Below are 16062 nucleotides of genomic sequence, written 5' to 3'. Positions count from 1 at the left end.
GGCAACAGGATGTCCATTAACGATATTGTGATGTATGTTATCGCTCTTTTTTTAGTGTTGGGTGCATTGGATCAATGTTTGGGAAATCGCTGGGGTTTGGGACAAGCCTTCAACAATGGGTTTATGACCATGGGCTCTCTTGCTCTGGTCATGATAGGGATTGTTTCCTTGGCCCCTGTACTGGCCGCGTGGTTGATCCCCATTGTTTCACCGTTATATGTGGCAATGGGTGCCGATCCGGCATCCTTTGCTAATACGATATTGGCGGTAGATATGGGGGGATACGCACTTGCGGCAGAAATGGCGCACAGCCAGCAAGCGGGCGTGTTTTCATGGGTTTTTCTAGGGACCATGTTTGGCCCAACGCTCGTATTTACGATTCCGGTTGCCCTCGGCATTTTGGAAAAAGGGGATCATCCATATTTTGCAAAAGGTATCTTGATCGGTATTAGTACCATTCCCGTTGGCTGTTTCATAGGGGGAATGATCGCCGGATTTGACGTGATTATGATTTTAAAAAATCTGATCATTCCCATGCTTCTTTCAATAATCATTATGCTGGGTTTACGTCTATTTACGGAGTATACGATCCGATGGTTCAAGTGGTTTGGTAACGGCATTAGGCTTCTATCCCTTGTCGGTTTGGCAGCGATTGGGGTCGAAACCTTAACTGGATTTGTGATTATTCCCAATATGGCTCCGTTGTCTGTCGGTGTGCAAACGGTTGGAACGATTGCTATTGTATTGGCTGGTGCGTTTCCGTTGGTTGCTTGGATTACAAAAATATTTAAAAATCCGCTTCAACGGGCAGGACGTTTGCTAAACATAGATCCATCGGCTACTGCGGGTCTTGTGGCTAGTCTTGCTCATAATATTCCTACCTTCACTTTAGTTAAAGAGATGGAGCCCAGAGGAAAAGTGATCAGTATTGCCTTTGCTGTCAGTGGATCTTTCGTTCTCGGAGGACATCTTGGCTTTGTAGCTGGAATGGACAAGAATATGGTGATTGCCATGATCGTGGGAAAACTTACAGGCGGGATCAGTGCCGTAATTGTCGCAGTTATTGCACATCCAGCTACTACGAATAGAAAAATAGAAAGCGCATCCAAGAAGGAGTGAACATGATGGATCATAAAAAAACAGCCAAAGAAGTGTTGAGAGCCGTGGGCGGAAATGAAAATGTGAACAGTGTCATTCACTGTGTCACTCGATTGAGATTCAAACTGAAGGATAATCAATTGCCAGATAAAGAAAAGATCAAGCAGATTGACGGTGTCATTACCGTTGTAGAAAGTGGTGGCCAATTTCAGGTGGTCATCGGGAATGAGGTTCCCAAAGTATACGAAGCTCTTTTGGATACAATGGGAGTAAAGCATGGAGATCAGATGGTTGAAGACGATCAAAAAAATGAAAAAGCGAGCCTATTCAGTCGATTTGTCGATGTCATTTCAGGTGTGTTCATGCCCGTTGTGGGTGTGCTCGCTGCTGTGGGGATTCTAAAAGGACTATTGGCCTTATGCACATCCCTGGGCTGGATGACGGATCAGATGGGCACGTATAAAATTTTATATGCGACAGCGGACGCTATGTTTTATTTCTTTCCGGTTATTCTAGGGTTTTCAGCAGGTAAAAAGTTTGGAGGAAACCCGTACCTGTCCGCTGTTTTGGGGGCCGCCTTGGTGTATCCGACCATTACTTCGGCCTTTACGGATAAAACGGCGCTGTCCTTTTTGACGATACCTGTCGTTCTAATTAATTATACTTCTTCTGTTATACCTATCATTATTGGGGCGTTCTTGGCAGCTAAGGTCGAAAAAATGATAAGCAAGTTTGCACCTGCTTCCATTAAAATGTTCATTGTTCCTTTTCTGACCTTGGTCATCATATCACCGATTGTTTTTCTGGTTGTCGGACCGATCGCAACTATTATCAGCGATGGGTTAGCCAAAGGCTCTATGTGGATTTACCAGTTAAGTCCGGCTGTAGCTGGTCTCGTTCTGGCCGGATTCTGGCAGGCTATTATTATCTTTGGTCTCCATTGGGCGTTTATTCCAATTCTCTTGAATAATGTAGTTACGAACGGGTTTGATCCGATTAACGGTATGTTGTTCTGTACTACGTTTGCCCAAACAGGTGCAGCTTTTGCCATTGCTTTGAAATCACGGGACCCTAAATTAAAACCCATCGCCACTTCTGCCACAATTGCGGGTTTGATGGGGGTTACTGAACCAGCTATTTACGGGGTTACGCTCCCCACCAAAAAACCGTTTATTTTAGCCTCGATTGCTGGAGGTATAGGAGGAGCTGCAGCAGGCTTACTCGGCTCAACGGCATATGGATTTGCCTCAGGCGGTATTTTTGGTATACCTCTATTCATTAATCCAAAAGGCATGGATGCAGGCTTCATCGGCTTTATTATATCTTTGGTTGTAGCTTTTGTAGTCGCATTTATTCTGACCTATCTTATCGGTTATAAAAATGCACAATCTGCGTCTGAAATTAAGGTTGCAGATGAAAACAAAGAAGAAGAAAAAACGATATTCAGTCCTCTACATGGTCAATTGATTCCTTTAACCACAGTGAAAGATGAAGCTTTCTCCAGTGGTGCGATGGGTCAGGGAGCCGCAATTATCCCCCGAGAAGGAGTAGCTTACGCACCTTTTAACGGAACTGTTGTTACCGTTTTCAAAACAAAACATGCGATTGGACTGATCTCTGAGGATGGAGTTGAACTGCTCATTCACATTGGAATTAATACGGTCAGCTTGAAGGGAAAACATTTCACTTCCTTTGTGTCTGAAGGAGATACGATTCAAAAAGGGGACAAGCTGATTGAATTCGATCCCAAAGCTATAGAGGATGACGGATATGATATTACCACATCCGTCATTGTAACCAATACAGCCGTGTACACGGATATTTTAGTTGAAGATTCCAAGGATATTCATGCAGGAGACCGCTTACTAAAGATTAGATAGATTCCAATTCCAATATTCAATAATAAAAAAGGCAAGATAAAGCTGACGATGCCCCGTATATAAAAAGGGTTGTCGTCAGCTTTTTTTTTAATTACCTCACACCTAGCGTGTTCATCATCTGTCTGAAGGAACGCACATATTTATCCGGTGCCAACAGGTTAACGATTCGCGCCAGTCCTTTCTTGCGGATAGATTCGCGTTGAGGTACGTTGTTCATCAGGTCTAGTCCTTGCAGTATCGCCTGCAAGATGTCCCCCTGCTGATAAAATTTACCGGTTTCGTTGTGGTCAATGAATGCTCGTACTCCGTCTGAATCAGAGCTTAATACCGGGCAACGACAGGCCATCGCCTCAGCAACTGCATAGCCGAATCCCTCCACCAATGAGGTCGATAGCAAGTAGCCGCCTGAGTCGCCAATCATGGAGTAATACAGGGGCATATTGGCATGAGGTACGCTTTTAAAACGCTCGATAATGGAGGACATGCCAAGCTGAGTAAGCATTTTTTCGAATTGTATTTTATCCTCCGGCTGTGACAATGTTTCATCATAAAACATCCAGATTCGAAGATCCGCACGGTTTTGCAGCATCCAGTAAGAAATATCGACAAAATGCCTCCAGTTCTTGTTGGGCTCTAGCCGTCCAACCCAGGCAATAACCGGATTAGTTGGAGGAGTGTTAGGTACATAATTAAATACGCTGGTATCCAGCACGTTTGGAAACACATAGCGATTAAGCCATGGACACATGGTGGAGAAAAGATTCACTAAATGAGTCGTATCTGGTAGGAGCACTGCATCGGCGTAATTTTGAAGATACGGAACTGCATCTGCAACAACCCAAGCCGCTTCTTCGTGAGGGCCAAAGCCCTGCGATTCATAGATCAATATCCCCTGATAGCCCAACATTCGCAATCTGGGGAGCATAGGGTAGTCCGAAGAGACGATAATTGCATCGTAGCGATGAGTCTCCACTAGCTTTCGAATTTCTTCTTCAGAGGAAGTCGTGAACACTGGAATATCGCCGTGCAGGTTTTGCATCCCTGTACCCTGCTGATAATAGAGAAGATGACATTCGATCCCGTCCTGAATGAGCGCTTTACAACGCTGGCGGTTCAAGGTTTCTACGCCGCCGCTGGGTATATAAAAAGTAAATAGAACTTTGATCTCAATAACCTCCTTTGCCAACCACAAGCTTTAATACCAAGTTATTCAACCAACAGGACGGGGTGTGGGTTTCTATGGAAGCCTGGATTGAATTAGCGCATAATTATGACTGAGGCGAGAATCTTCCGGGGAGCGTTCTGTTGCTTCTTTCGCAAATTCACATGCTTTGTGTAAAAGGCCTAACTCGTAGCAAGCGAGGGCACCAAGATCATACAGCGTGGCGTCCCAGCAAAAATCCTCTTGCATGTACGTATCCGGTCGTGTAGAAATTTGCAGCGCTTCTTCAACCATATGATAGACGGCGGGCCAGTTCCGCGTATGATAGGCCAGCTGAGCCATTTCCGTGTAAGGTTCACGTAAATACGGTGCTTCCGCAATAGCCCGGTATAACCAACGTGTTGCCTCTTGCCATTGTTCACTTGCTTTATAGGCTCTAGAAATAAAGCGCATCGAAGCACTGCGTTCATCTGCCCAGCGTGCCTGCGGCATGGCAAGATGTTGTTGCAGCGTAGCAATGCACTCGTCCCAACGGCCATGATACATATATTCCCGCCCCAAGTAATGCATGTTGCGGTCATCCTCGGGAAACTCGCGCACAGACTGCTCCAGCAGTGGAAGGTATTGGCTGCGGGACTTGTGCGGATCGGGATCATGATACAAGCGGAGCTGGTCTGATCGGATGTTGCGTTCTTTACCCTCTCCGATATATTCAAGCACCTCGTGAACTGGGCGTACCCAGCGGTACCCGTGACGAGTGTGTATTTTTTCTTTCCAGAACCATGTATAAACGGTATCTTGCCCAGGCTGTCCATGTGTAAAGGCATATAGCATCCGGGTAGTTCCTTCCTTCCAGTAGCGTTCCAGCCGCGACCGCCAACCCTCCTCCCAGACTTCGTCCAGATCCGTACAGACACAAATATCTATATCATCAGGGACCAGCCGTAGGGACTCATTGCGAGCTTTGTCAAAACGCCAAGGAGTTACCTCTATACGATGCACCTCTGCACCCGCTTCGTGTAGCAGGGAAACAGTATCGTCTGTAGAGCCGGTGTCCGCTACAATGACAACATCGGCTTCACGCATGGTGTGCATCCAGCGTTTGGCGAATCGGGCTTCATTTTTGCTAATGGCATAGACAGCTATTTTGTACCGATTCGATTGTTGCATTCCGCTTGCTCCTCCTTTGACTTACTCAAAGATTAAGGGGTGAGTGTGGGGGACATTTTTATTGGGGAGGATTCAGGATTGAGCTGAAGAACTGTCGATTATGCAGGACGTACGGGTCGTTGGGAATGTAAATGGCAGCTTGCTCGTTGTGCCAATTCGCACGTGTGTAATCCTTCATCCGAAAATGGCAAATGCATAGCTGGATATGAGGAAACCACGTTTGGTACGCGTCTTGTACCGGGCCCATCGTGTCGGGAGGATTCAGAGTGGTAGCCATGTCGTACCAGTAAATAGCTTTGGAGATCTCATTTTTATGCAAAAAATAATGACCCATCCGACAGCACAGATCAGCCCTGGGCGTATCGAAGGTCAAACTATGGAGAGCCGCCGTAATGCTTTGCTCCAGCTTGCCAAGCTGTTGTAGACAATCAGCCATTTTGCTACATGCACTAATCGCGTCCTCTGCCCAGCATTGTCCAGTATACAGAAAATCCTGGTAAACCTGCACAGCCTGCTCATATCTTTTATTGTCTCTTAACTCGTTAGCGTAATAGTAGAGGTCACGAGGAGAGAAGGCATGACCTTGGGCGAGCAATTTCTCATAGATTCGCAGGTTTCGTCCTGGAGAGACCGTGTGTGTTCTAGTGTGAGTTATGGCGATATCGGCATGTTGAATATTCCCGTTTACGGCGAGGTACTCATGCACGGCTCCGTGCCAACGGAACCCGGCTGACCTTCTAACTAAGCGGTTTCGTCGAAAATGTAGGGTGACATTGCCATGATCATCAAAGGCATAGTGATAATTCATAGACACGGAATCCACGATTGGTGTGGCTGAGGAATCAAGGGTTTGCTTCAGCTCAAGCAGCTTGACGGCGTCCTGTTCCTTCAAAATATCATCGGCATCCAGCCAGAGAATGTATTCCTGCGTAGCTTGTTCAAACGAATAGTTACGTGCAAGGGCAAAATGATCTACCCATTCAAATGGAAAAATTCGATCTGTAAAGTTGCGACATATGTCAATGGTCTGATCCTGTGAACCCGTGTCCACGATGTTGATTTCATCCACAATAGGATGGATCGATTCCAGGCAACTGCCAATAGTATTTTGGTCATTTTTGACGATCATGCACAGGCTGATACTGATCAATTGAGTACCACTCCTTTGGGAACCTTCTAAGGATTCAGGTCGAACATAAAGCTTTATTTATCAAGAGGTCTGATTATAGAAGCCCTGCCGCAATCGCGGCAGGGCAAGGATGACAAAGCCTAAACGGGCTGTGCGGCTTTGTCGATAAGGTATGGTACGTCGCTTAAATATAATGTGGTAGAAAAAAGAACGTTAGAGTCCGGTAGGCCCTGTAGGTCCAGTCGGCCCCGTAGGTCCGGTAGGTCCAATCGGTCCTTGTGGACCAGTGTCTCCTGTTGGTCCAATCGGGCCAGTAAATCCAAGGCCAAACGGTCCGGTAGGTCCAGTCGGCCCTGTTGGTCCAGCGGGTCCCGTAGCGCCTGTGTCGCCAATAGGTCCGACAGGCCCGATAGGTCCAGCAGGTCCGGTAAAGCCAGTGGCACCCGTAGACCCGACAGGTCCGGTAACACCTGTGTCACCCGTGGCGCCTGTAGGTCCGACAGGTCCAGTAGCACCTGTATCACCCGTGGCACCCGTAGGCCCGACAGGTCCGGTAACACCAGTGTCACCCGTGGCCCCTGTAGGTCCGACAGGTCCAGTAGCACCTGTATCACCCGTGGCGCCTGTAGGTCCGACAGGTCCAGTAGCACCTGTATCGCCCGTGGCACCCGTAGGCCCAACAGGTCCGGTAACACCGGTGTCGCCCGTGGCGCCCGTAGGCCCAACAGGTCCGGTAACACCGGTGTCGCCCGTGGCGCCCGTAGGCCCAACAGGTCCGGTAACACCAGTGTCACCCGTGGCACCCGTAGGCCCAACAGGTCCGGTAACACCAGTGTCACCCGTGGCACCCGTAGGTCCGACAGGTCCGCTAACGCCTGTAGCGCCTGTGGCACCCGCAGGCCCTGTAGCACCCGTAGGCCCGGCAGGTCCGGCTGGGCCCACAGCTCCAGCTGCACTTGCTTTAACAAGAGCAATAGAATCAATGGCTACATCAGCAGTGTTAGCCAAGGCATTTTTACTAATAACCAAAAAGGCAAAGGCTGCGTTGGCTGGAACAGGAGCTGTTACTTCATACAGGCTTTGCCATGTTCCGTTCACAGCGTCTGGCAATGTGCCTGCGCTCAAATAGGTAGTCAGCCCCGTGCTAAGGAAGCTAAAGGTTGCGTCATAGTAATACAGAAAAATGTTAACTTGAGGACTGGACAGGCTTCCTATTTTTGCAGCTGAGAGGCTTAATGTATAGCTTTCGCCTGGTGCAGCAAAAACGACCTGGGAAAGAGATGCATCTACTGCGCCTCCTGTCAGGATCGCACTATAAAAGTTTGTCTTTTTTACGGATAAGTTAGTGACGGTCACATTTGCAGCGTTCCAAAAAAGGGTAGATCCAGTCTCGAAGTCGCCGTTATTAACTAGATTGGTAAATAGTACGGTCATCGTTTTTTATACACTCCCTTCACACGTTGTAATGATAGTAGATGCGAATCCACGCCGTGGCGAACCGTACAAGTTTACGAGGGCAGATGCGCATTTCCATGTTCACATTTTAGACACATTATTTTAAGCTTCTATTTAAGTGACGTTAAGCTGGAGTTATATGTGGGGGGGTATCATTAGAATTTAAAAGTGTAGCATGAAGTGCGAGGAGACCGCTCCGCGAAGGCTTTGAGCTTCCGATCGCTGTTGCAGTAGGATTCTTCTTTGATTAGATAAGACATATAAAGGTAAGAATCCTACAGCAAAGGCGAACGCTAGCGCTTCTCCAGCTTCAAATCCTTCGCTTCGCTGCTACCTGCTTCCCATGCAACATTTTGGGGGAGGGGAACAGCAGGGAGGAGACCGCTTCGCGAAGGCTTTGGGCTTCCGATCGCTGTTGCCGTGGGATTTTTCTATGATCAAATAAGACATATAAAGGTGAAAATCCCAAGGCAAAGGCGAACGCTGGCGCTTCTCCAGCTCCAAATCCCCCGCTTTGCTGCTACCTGCTTCCCATGCAACATTTTGGGGGGAGGGAAGTAGGGGAGCAGCAGGGAGAAGATTACGATAAAGGAAAGGGTGGAACATGTGCTCAAAGTGCAGCAGGTAAGCAAGTGGTATGAAGGCAACCGGGGTGTACATAAGCTGGATTTTGAAATGCAGCGCGGTGAAATTGTTGGTTTCCTGGGGCCGAATGGTGCGGGTAAAACGACAACCATGCGCATGATTACAGGGTATCTTCAACCCAACGAGGGAGTGATTACGATTGATGGTATCCCGATTCAGGATAAGGGCAGACAAGCTCGTTCCAAAATCGGTTATCTGCCGGAGACGCCCCCTTTGTATGAGGATATGTCCGTAAGATCCTATTTAAAGTTTGTAGCTAGTATTCGTGACGTGCCTGCGAGAGAGCAGAAGCTGCGTATTTCGGAGATGATTTCCAGGCTAGGACTGAATGGGCGGGAAAAACAATTAGTCCGCAGTTTGTCCAAAGGGTATAAACAGCGCTTGGGACTGGCAGGTGCGATTATTCATAACCCGGATTTACTGGTGCTCGATGAACCGACCTCGGGTTTGGACCCCAATCAGATTTTGGAGATTCGTCAGCTCATTCAGGAGATTGGCGAAAATCATACGGTATTGCTTAGCACACATATATTGCCTGAGGTGGATGCGTTATGCAATCGTGTTCTCATCATTCATGAAGGGAAACTGGTCATGGATGGGCGCCCTGACACGCTCGGCGGTTCGATGGAAGATGGATTCAAGGTGAAGGTAGAGGTTAAAGGCAAGCGTGAGCAGGTGATGGATGTCCTTCGTACTTGGGGAAAAGTAGAGGTTGAATCTATGGCGACCACGCTGCCTTCAGCGAACACGGAGCTAAGTGCCGCAGAGTCAGATATGACTGGATTGCTACTCACAGGAGCCTCCGGTGAGGATTTTCGCGAAGAACTATTTTATGTGCTGTCTGATGCGAAGCTTCCGATTTTGGAGATGAAAAAAGAAAGCCTTAGCTTGGAAAATATCTTCCAGCAGTTAACGACACGCGAGACGGAAGAAGGTCAGGTCGACGATCCAGCAGTACAAGACCTACATTCCTCGAAGAATGCAGCCCCTACGGCTATCACGGTGGAGCATGGAGATGCTGCGTCCGGGGACGATAAGGCCGAAGAAGATAAGGATACAGGAGGTAATCGGTCATGAGGCGTTTGTTCGCGGTTTGTCAAAAAGAGCTGCAAGCCTATCTGTGGACACCAACGACCTATTTTGCGCTTGCAGTGTACATGCTGCTGACGGGGTTACTTTTTTATACCAATTTTGTTATGTATCAGCCAAGCATTCTGGACTATCGGCTGGTACTCGGTGACACCTTGTCCATGCTGGTGTTCGTCGTCCCATTGCTCACGATGAGGCTGGTTGCGGAGGAATTCAGGCAAGGTACGGATGAACTGCTGCTTACCTCACCTGTGAGTGTGACGGAAATGATCGTGGGTAAATTTTTAGCGTCGTTGGGCATGTTGCTCATATTAGTGCTGTGCAGTCTAGCGTATCCGGTCGTGATGTCCTTTTATGGGTCGCTGGATTGGACGCTGGTATTAACATCTGTGATCGGTCTGTTTATGCTTGGCGCAGCCATGATGGCGATCGGCTTATTCGCTTCGACGCTTTCACAGCATCAGATGATGTCAGCGGTCGTCAGTTTTATTATTTTACTTGTGTTCTGGATGCTGGATTCGTTTGGTGGACAGACGGGTGCATCTGCGGCGGTACAGCAATGGCTGGAACCTTTTTCACTAACCGCACGGTTTGACAGTTTCACCAAAGGATTGCTGAATGGAGCCGATGTGATGTACTACGTGACGGTGGCGGTACTCTTTTTGCTATTCAGCATCCAAGTGGTTGAACGGAAACGGTGGAGGTAATGAATATGAAAAAATGGCTGGGTCATACCAATAGTGTGGTACTATCGATTGCTGCTGTAGGGATTTTTATTTTATTGACGTTATTTCTGCGTTCGCTGGGTGGCTTTCAACTGGATCTGACGGCAGGGAAGCAGTATACGCTGTCTGACCAAACGTTGACGACCATCCAGGATGTAAAGGAAGACGTACGATTGATTGCCTTTACCGTATCCACCTCGCAAAATCAGAAGCTGAACCGGGATGTTACGGATATGCTGAATGAATACGCCAAGCGTAACAGCAAGCTCAAGGTCGAGCAATACGATCTGAATCAGGAACCGATACTGGCCAAGCAATATGGTGTTACTGCAGCGTCTATTGTGTTGGTGCAGGGGGAGAAGAAACGGGTTATAGATATTGGGAGTCTATTTACGCAAGCTCAGGGGAGTGGTGAAGGGGCATACCAATTTACGGGGGAAGAAAAGCTGACGAGTGGATTGTTGGGATTATCATCTACCCGTCAAGGAAAAGTGGCCTTTCTAACTGGACATGAGGAAATCCCATTGTCCCAAATGACTGAATTAAGTAGCTCACTGTCACAAGATAATGTGAAAACAGAGGAAGTTCAGCTCAATCAGGCGGGTAGTGTACCCAAAGATGCGTCTGTATTGGCTATTGTTGGACCAGAACGTGATATCAGTGCAACAGAACTGAAGAGTATTCGTACGTATCTGAATGGTGGCGGAAAGCTTTTTATGGCACTAGGCTTTCACCCGAACATGGGGTCCGATTGGAAAAACCTTGATGCATTAGCGGCTGATTATGGAGTGAAGGACACTCATGCCATCGTGGTGGATCAAGAACAGACGAATACACTTGGACCGCTATGGACGGTTCCTACCTTCGGCAGTCATGCGATCACCGATAAGTTGGCGGCTTCCAATCTGTACCCTGTTCTTTCATTGTCTATTGCTTTGCAGGCAGGAGAGCAGAAGGATTGGAAGACGACGCTTTTGATGAAATCTTCTGGAGCTAGCTATGGTGAAACGAATATCCAAGGTCTGCTGAACAACGAAACACAGAAGGATGACAAGGACCCGCAGGGGCCGCTGGATCTCGGTTATGCGGTAGAAGGGAAAGACGGCAAGCCCAAAGCCGTTATTCTCGGAACGTCTGCCCTCTTAAGCGACACTGAGATCGGCACAGGAGGCAATCGAGACTTTGTGCTGAACAGTCTGAATTATGTGCAGGAGCATTCTGATGGGCTCACTATTCGTCCTCGTCAGGAGCAGGATTATAAGGTAGCTTACTTGACTCCTGCACAAGCGAAAACGATATTGACCATATCTGTCATCGGATTGCCGTTGCTGTTCGCGGTCATCGGAATCTTATTATGGTGGAGGCGAAGAAGAGCATGAGAAAATGGATACCCACAGTGCTGCTGTTAGTTGTATTGGGAGCGGGTATAATCTATGCAAAGAGCCAAAACTTTTTTCATGAACAAGCGCCGGCTGCTCGTCAGCTGATTCAGCTTACGCAAGAGAATATTACGTCTTTCGCAATCACTGGAAAGGACGGCAAGTCGGTGGAACTTGAACAACATGATGGCCAATGGAGTATGAGCAAGCCACGGACTTACCCGCTAAACCAATATACAATAGACCATTGGCTAGCGGCGATTCAAAATGTAAAGTTGGGTGAAGTGGTGGAATCTTCCCCTACAGACGTAGCCAAATATGGGATCTCCGCTACCCATGATCAGATTGAGATTAAGACCAAGCGGGGTGACGTTCGTACCTTTGCTTTCGGTGAAACGTTGCCTTCCGGAGATGCTGTTTATGTATTATCAGACAAAAAAGAGATAGCTTCTGTACCTATAGATACTCTTTCAGGGTTATTGCTGGGTGCTGAAGATTTTATAGATACAACGCCGTTCGATTGGGACGATACCAAGCTGAGCGGAATAGAGTGGGAAGGCCAAAATGCTTCATGGATGCTCAAATCCTCCGGTAACAGCGGGACCGGAGACAGTGCCTCCACATCTTGGACGCTGAACGGAAAGTCAGTAGCCAGCGACACGGCGACTTCCCTCTCGCAGCAGATCAAAAACCTGGCCAGCAGTCAGGCCTTGCGCAAAGCCTCTGAGCTGAGCAAGCCTGTCCACCGCTTTACGCTAAGTGTATCGCTGGGTAAGGATGATTCCCAGCTGGTCTATCAGGGCTGGACGCTTAAAGATGATCCAGATACCGTATGGGTTGTACCGCCACAAAGTAACTGGGCTTATGGTCTGTCAGTATCTGACGTGAACCGTACTGAACAGAATGCCCACGACCAAGCTCAGGCTGGAAAATAACCATTAGTAATTAAATTAGCTGCACAAAGAGGCTCCAACGGCGGATGATCGTCGTCTGGAGCTTCTTTGTGTTTGTTATTCGTCAGGTTTGCTGCTTTTGGAAGAAGAGTTGTTAGTGTCGTTTAAATCTTGGATTACTTGAATCAGCTCATGAAGTGAGACGTCCAGCTTATCCAGCTTTTCCTCCATCGTGTGCAGGATGTGCCGCAACAAAATAAAACAAAGTCCAGCCGGAAAGCCTACGTTGGTAACCAGAGAAAGAGCATCATCCATTTGCAATGTATTCCCTCCTTTTTAGCCATATATAAAGGAAGGTAAATTAAACGAACCATATACAACCGATTGTAAAAATAGTATAATAAATAAGAACAAATGTTCTGTTTTTGGTTGTAAAATAGGTTTGGAAATTACCCTATAGTATGAGGATTAGAAAAAGTCAAATCCAAAGAGAAAGGGTGATTTACAATGGATCAGTCTCAGCTAACATTGGTAGAACAATATCGAAAGAAGCTGTACCGCATTGCCTGGAGAATCCAGTATCGTGCTCGGGTACAAACCAATCATGAATTTGTAATGGAAAAGAACGAATCCGTCAGTGCCCCATCTTTTACAGAATCTTCAAACTCTCATATGTACACATTACAGCTTATCAACTCTCTATCTTCTGAGATCGGAAAAATGATCATCTTTGACCTTTACATACTAGATAAAACCGAAGCACAGATTGCAAAAGAGTTAAAGCTATCCCAACAGGCGGTGAATAAATGGAAAAAGAAAATGCTGAAAGAGTTATTTCGGATGCTGAGTTCGTCCAATTGCTAAAATTAGTACAAAGTGGAGATCAGGAGGCCATGTATAGGATACTTCAATTGTTCGAGGAAGACATTCAAAAGACCAGTCGATATATTCGTATGTCCCGTGAAGATGCTGTCCAAAGCATTGTGACTGATTTTATAGAAGAACTGCGACAAGAGTTAAAGACAGTGAAAAGTGGACAATGGATATAGCCTTGGCTATCCTTATCCGTAGGTTTACTTATTTAACGGAGGGCTTATAAGTTTATGATTGATAACAGGGCTTCTTTTGAGAAAAGTATGAAGATGTACCCAGTCAACAGTATTCGTTCCAATGTCATCATTCTTGTTTTATTACTGTTAGATCTGTTTCTGGTTATCCCCTTAGTGGGAAATCCATACATTGCAGTTTACGTGTATGTACTGTTGCCACCGATTGTTTTGATAAACATTTGGGCTCTAGTACTGGTCATCATGCCACGCAAATTGCAATTGAATTACATTTTATTCCGTGGTGTATTTGGTTTAATTTGTTCTATGGGCTTCATGATCATGACACAAAAGTTTGCTTATGGCATGTTGGGTCTGGATACTTCATGGTATTTTATAGGTTCTTTTGCCCTTTATGGAGTCGCTTTGTATTACTTTATAAAATATAATTTGGCGAAATTCAAAGATCCTTCAAAACATAAGAAGAAACCAAAAGTTAAGAAAAAAAACAAGAGAGCGCCTGTAGTGACGATCACCACATTTACTGGGGCTGGTTATCTGATAGCGAATGTTTCCCTCGGATTTGCTACACAACAATTAGTTGCCACAGTATTGATCAGTGTATACTCCATGCTGGCATTTGTTCTTTTTCATTTTATTATGGATTTACACCGCTACTATTGGCTTCATAAGCTGAGGAATCAGACAACAGATTGAACACAATGAAAAAAAGCCTGCAAATGCCCCAACTTAATAGGAATTCGCAGGCTTTTTAGGCTGTAGATTTATTTAGTCGGCATACTTGTTGCCGTCTGCATCAATATAAATGGATTGAACAGCTGTACGGCGGTACGGATAACCTGCCTCTGTGGTGCCGCTAATTTCATAGGTTACAGAATAGATGCCGGGCTTGTCCGCTTTGGATAGCTCAATTTGCCCGTTAGGTTTAACCGTTTTTTGCTGTGCCGTCAAACCTTTAGGTGCAGAAGTGACTCCTTGCTGCGGATCACCATAATATTGAACTTGGTAGGTGACTTGTGTCACGCTGTCCGGGGAATCCTGTGTTTTCAGGTTTAGCTTCGGACCCACTGCATTCAGATTGTATTTCAGTTCAGGAACTTGAACAGCCTGGTAACGTGCAATCAGGAGATACGCTCCTTGATCAGGAACTGTGACGTTCAGTTTATAGGTGCCCGGTTTTGGATTTTGAATGACGGCGTTATGATGCCAGGCACCAGCAAAAATATCGTCATCATAGCCTGCTTTCAGATTAATAATTTCACTAGTACCGTCAGGCTTGGTTAGTTCCAGCTGACTCACACGTTTATCGCTGATCCAGTCCAGATCAATGGATTTGACACCATTTTCAACAGTGAGGGTTTCTGAGGCTTGTCCATTATAATCGCCGCCTCGAATAAAGTATGAATTGTCGATCTCGCTATAGGTGGCTTGTACAGCAGAAGCAGTCAGGGAAGATGCTGAAAGTGCTTCAGTTTCCTGATTCAATGCTGGAGTGTTTGCTTGGAGGTAGGGTTGGATCAGGGAGAAAACGTAGGAGCCGGTACGAACCTTGGCATGATCCCAAGATCCGACTTTAACTACACGTCCGCCGGGAAGCTTAGCGTTGTCGACTGTGACCACTCCATCATTCTTACCAAAGGATGAGAGGTAAAGTCCGCCCATTATGTAGGAAGCAGTGCCGCCAGACCAGTTATCACCAGCAAACGTGAAGAATGGAATTGTAGTCGCATTACTGAGTGCATCGGTCTTGGATCGGAAATACTTCATATAAGATGTTTGTAAAGTGGAGGTACCAGGATTTTGTGAGCCGACGATATCTGCCAGCCATCCGGCCCAGCTACTGTAGGCGAGATCTGCAAGTTGTGAGCCATGATGAGGACTGCTGAGGGTGATGACACGTTGTACATAGGGAGCGGCTCCGTTATATACGAGAGCGGTTTGAGTATCCACTCCACCTTTGCTGTGGGCGATAACGATAAGTTTTTTTCCAAAGTGATTACTGATGACCTTAATTTTGTCGGCCAGAAGCTTACCATTGTCCCACATATCTTGGGAGGTGCCATTTGTATCGTACAGATTAATGGTGGCTGTCTGGTATCCGGCGTCACGTGCACGCTGAAGCATATCGTTATTATTCTTGGTCCAGACTTCAGCACTACTGTTCAAACCATGTACGAACAAAAGTGCTGGCTTGGTAGGATCAACGCGATTAGGTGATGGGCCTTCTACCCAGCTTCCAGCGGGATCTTTCGGGGGTTGGGGGGTAGTGGAACCTGCAAAAGCGCCGACGGGGACAAGAGTTATTGATAACAAAAAAATGAGCATTAAAACAGTGATCTTTTTCAAACTGAAAATCCTCCTTTGTAAAAT

The 16062-nt window shown here is 46.7% G+C and carries 14 protein-coding genes and 2 pseudogenes; 9 read left to right on the top strand and 7 right to left on the bottom strand.

Features of this window, described 5'->3' with window-relative positions; genetic code table 11:
* Positions 1-9 precede the first annotated feature (9 nt).
* Complete coding sequence (gene eutH / locus MLD56_RS20230; protein WP_029518308.1) at positions 10-1119, top strand: ethanolamine utilization protein EutH; 1110 nt, start codon at positions 10-12, stop codon at positions 1117-1119.
* A gap of 5 nt (positions 1120-1124) precedes the next feature.
* On the top strand, positions 1125-2978 hold the full coding sequence (locus tag MLD56_RS20225) for a beta-glucoside-specific PTS transporter subunit IIABC (RefSeq protein ID WP_029518309.1): 1854 nt from the start codon (positions 1125-1127) through the stop codon (positions 2976-2978).
* Between the two features lie 91 nt (positions 2979-3069).
* Here MLD56_RS20225 and MLD56_RS20220 read toward each other — a convergent pair whose 3' ends face one another.
* From MLD56_RS20220 to MLD56_RS26155, 5 genes and pseudogenes are all read right to left on the bottom strand, one after another.
* Complete coding sequence (locus MLD56_RS20220; protein ID WP_029518310.1) at positions 3070-4164, bottom strand: glycosyltransferase family 4 protein; 1095 nt, start codon at positions 4162-4164, stop codon at positions 3070-3072.
* 51 nt (positions 4165-4215) lie between these two features.
* Positions 4216-5310 carry a tetratricopeptide repeat-containing glycosyltransferase gene (locus tag MLD56_RS20215; protein WP_029518311.1) on the bottom strand — a complete coding sequence of 365 codons (1095 nt, stop codon included), beginning with the start codon at positions 5308-5310 and terminating at the stop codon, positions 4216-4218.
* Between the two features lie 58 nt (positions 5311-5368).
* On the bottom strand, positions 5369-6460 hold the full coding sequence (locus tag MLD56_RS20210) for a glycosyltransferase (RefSeq protein ID WP_029518312.1): 1092 nt from the start codon (positions 6458-6460) through the stop codon (positions 5369-5371).
* Positions 6461-6658: 198 nt separating this feature from the next.
* A pseudogene (locus MLD56_RS26160) lies at positions 6659-7468 on the bottom strand (collagen-like protein); the annotation flags it as partial.
* Positions 7460-7873, bottom strand: a pseudogene (locus MLD56_RS26155) (NTTRR-F1 domain); the annotation flags it as partial. The pseudogenes MLD56_RS26155 and MLD56_RS26160, both read right to left, overlap by 9 nt.
* Before the next feature lie 627 nt (positions 7874-8500).
* Here MLD56_RS26155 and MLD56_RS20195 point away from each other — a divergent pair.
* From MLD56_RS20195 to MLD56_RS20180, 4 genes are read left to right on the top strand one after another with little or no spacing between them, the layout of a single operon-like run.
* Positions 8501-9616 carry an ABC transporter ATP-binding protein gene (locus MLD56_RS20195; protein ID WP_029518314.1) on the top strand — a complete coding sequence of 372 codons (1116 nt, stop codon included), beginning with the start codon at positions 8501-8503 and terminating at the stop codon, positions 9614-9616.
* The gene (locus tag MLD56_RS20190; protein WP_029518315.1) at positions 9613-10335 is read left to right on the top strand and encodes an ABC transporter permease; all 723 of its coding nucleotides are present in this window, start codon (positions 9613-9615) and stop codon (positions 10333-10335) included. Before MLD56_RS20195 ends, MLD56_RS20190 begins: the two co-directional genes overlap by 4 nt.
* A gap of 5 nt (positions 10336-10340) precedes the next feature.
* Complete coding sequence (locus MLD56_RS20185; RefSeq protein ID WP_029518316.1) at positions 10341-11732, top strand: GldG family protein; 1392 nt, start codon at positions 10341-10343, stop codon at positions 11730-11732.
* The gene (locus tag MLD56_RS20180; protein ID WP_029518317.1) at positions 11729-12667 is read left to right on the top strand and encodes a DUF4340 domain-containing protein; all 939 of its coding nucleotides are present in this window, start codon (positions 11729-11731) and stop codon (positions 12665-12667) included. The genes MLD56_RS20185 and MLD56_RS20180 overlap by 4 nt, the downstream gene beginning before the upstream one ends.
* Positions 12668-12742: 75 nt before the next feature.
* On the opposite strand, the gene MLD56_RS20175 is transcribed toward MLD56_RS20180, so the two are convergent.
* Positions 12743-12940, bottom strand: a complete 198-nt coding sequence (locus tag MLD56_RS20175) for a YvrJ family protein (RefSeq protein ID WP_230585117.1) — start codon at positions 12938-12940, stop codon at positions 12743-12745.
* A gap of 192 nt (positions 12941-13132) precedes the next feature.
* Here MLD56_RS20175 and MLD56_RS26070 point away from each other — a divergent pair, with 192 nt between their 5' ends.
* Genes MLD56_RS26070 through MLD56_RS20165 form a run of 3 tightly spaced genes read left to right on the top strand, consistent with a single transcriptional unit; the run spans position 13133 to position 14388 of the window.
* Positions 13133-13489, top strand: coding sequence for a hypothetical protein (locus MLD56_RS26070; protein WP_029518319.1), 357 nt, complete (start codon positions 13133-13135; stop codon positions 13487-13489).
* Positions 13432-13674 (top strand): helix-turn-helix domain-containing protein, encoded by a 243-nt coding sequence (locus MLD56_RS20170; RefSeq protein ID WP_080658658.1) that lies wholly within the window; start codon positions 13432-13434, stop codon positions 13672-13674. The genes MLD56_RS26070 and MLD56_RS20170 overlap by 58 nt, the downstream gene beginning before the upstream one ends.
* A gap of 54 nt (positions 13675-13728) precedes the next feature.
* Complete coding sequence (locus MLD56_RS20165; protein ID WP_039272637.1) at positions 13729-14388, top strand: hypothetical protein; 660 nt, start codon at positions 13729-13731, stop codon at positions 14386-14388.
* A gap of 72 nt (positions 14389-14460) precedes the next feature.
* Here MLD56_RS20165 and MLD56_RS20160 read toward each other — a convergent pair whose 3' ends face one another.
* Positions 14461-16038 carry an esterase/lipase family protein gene (locus MLD56_RS20160; RefSeq protein ID WP_029518321.1) on the bottom strand — a complete coding sequence of 526 codons (1578 nt, stop codon included), beginning with the start codon at positions 16036-16038 and terminating at the stop codon, positions 14461-14463.
* Between the last annotated feature and the right edge of the window lie 24 nt (positions 16039-16062).

Source organism: Paenibacillus peoriae (assembly GCF_022531965.1).
In the GTDB taxonomy this organism is placed as follows: Bacteria; Bacillota; Bacilli; order Paenibacillales; family Paenibacillaceae; genus Paenibacillus; species Paenibacillus polymyxa_D.
The sequence above is the reverse complement of the archived record's forward strand: the minus strand, read 5'-3'. Positions and strand labels throughout refer to the sequence as shown.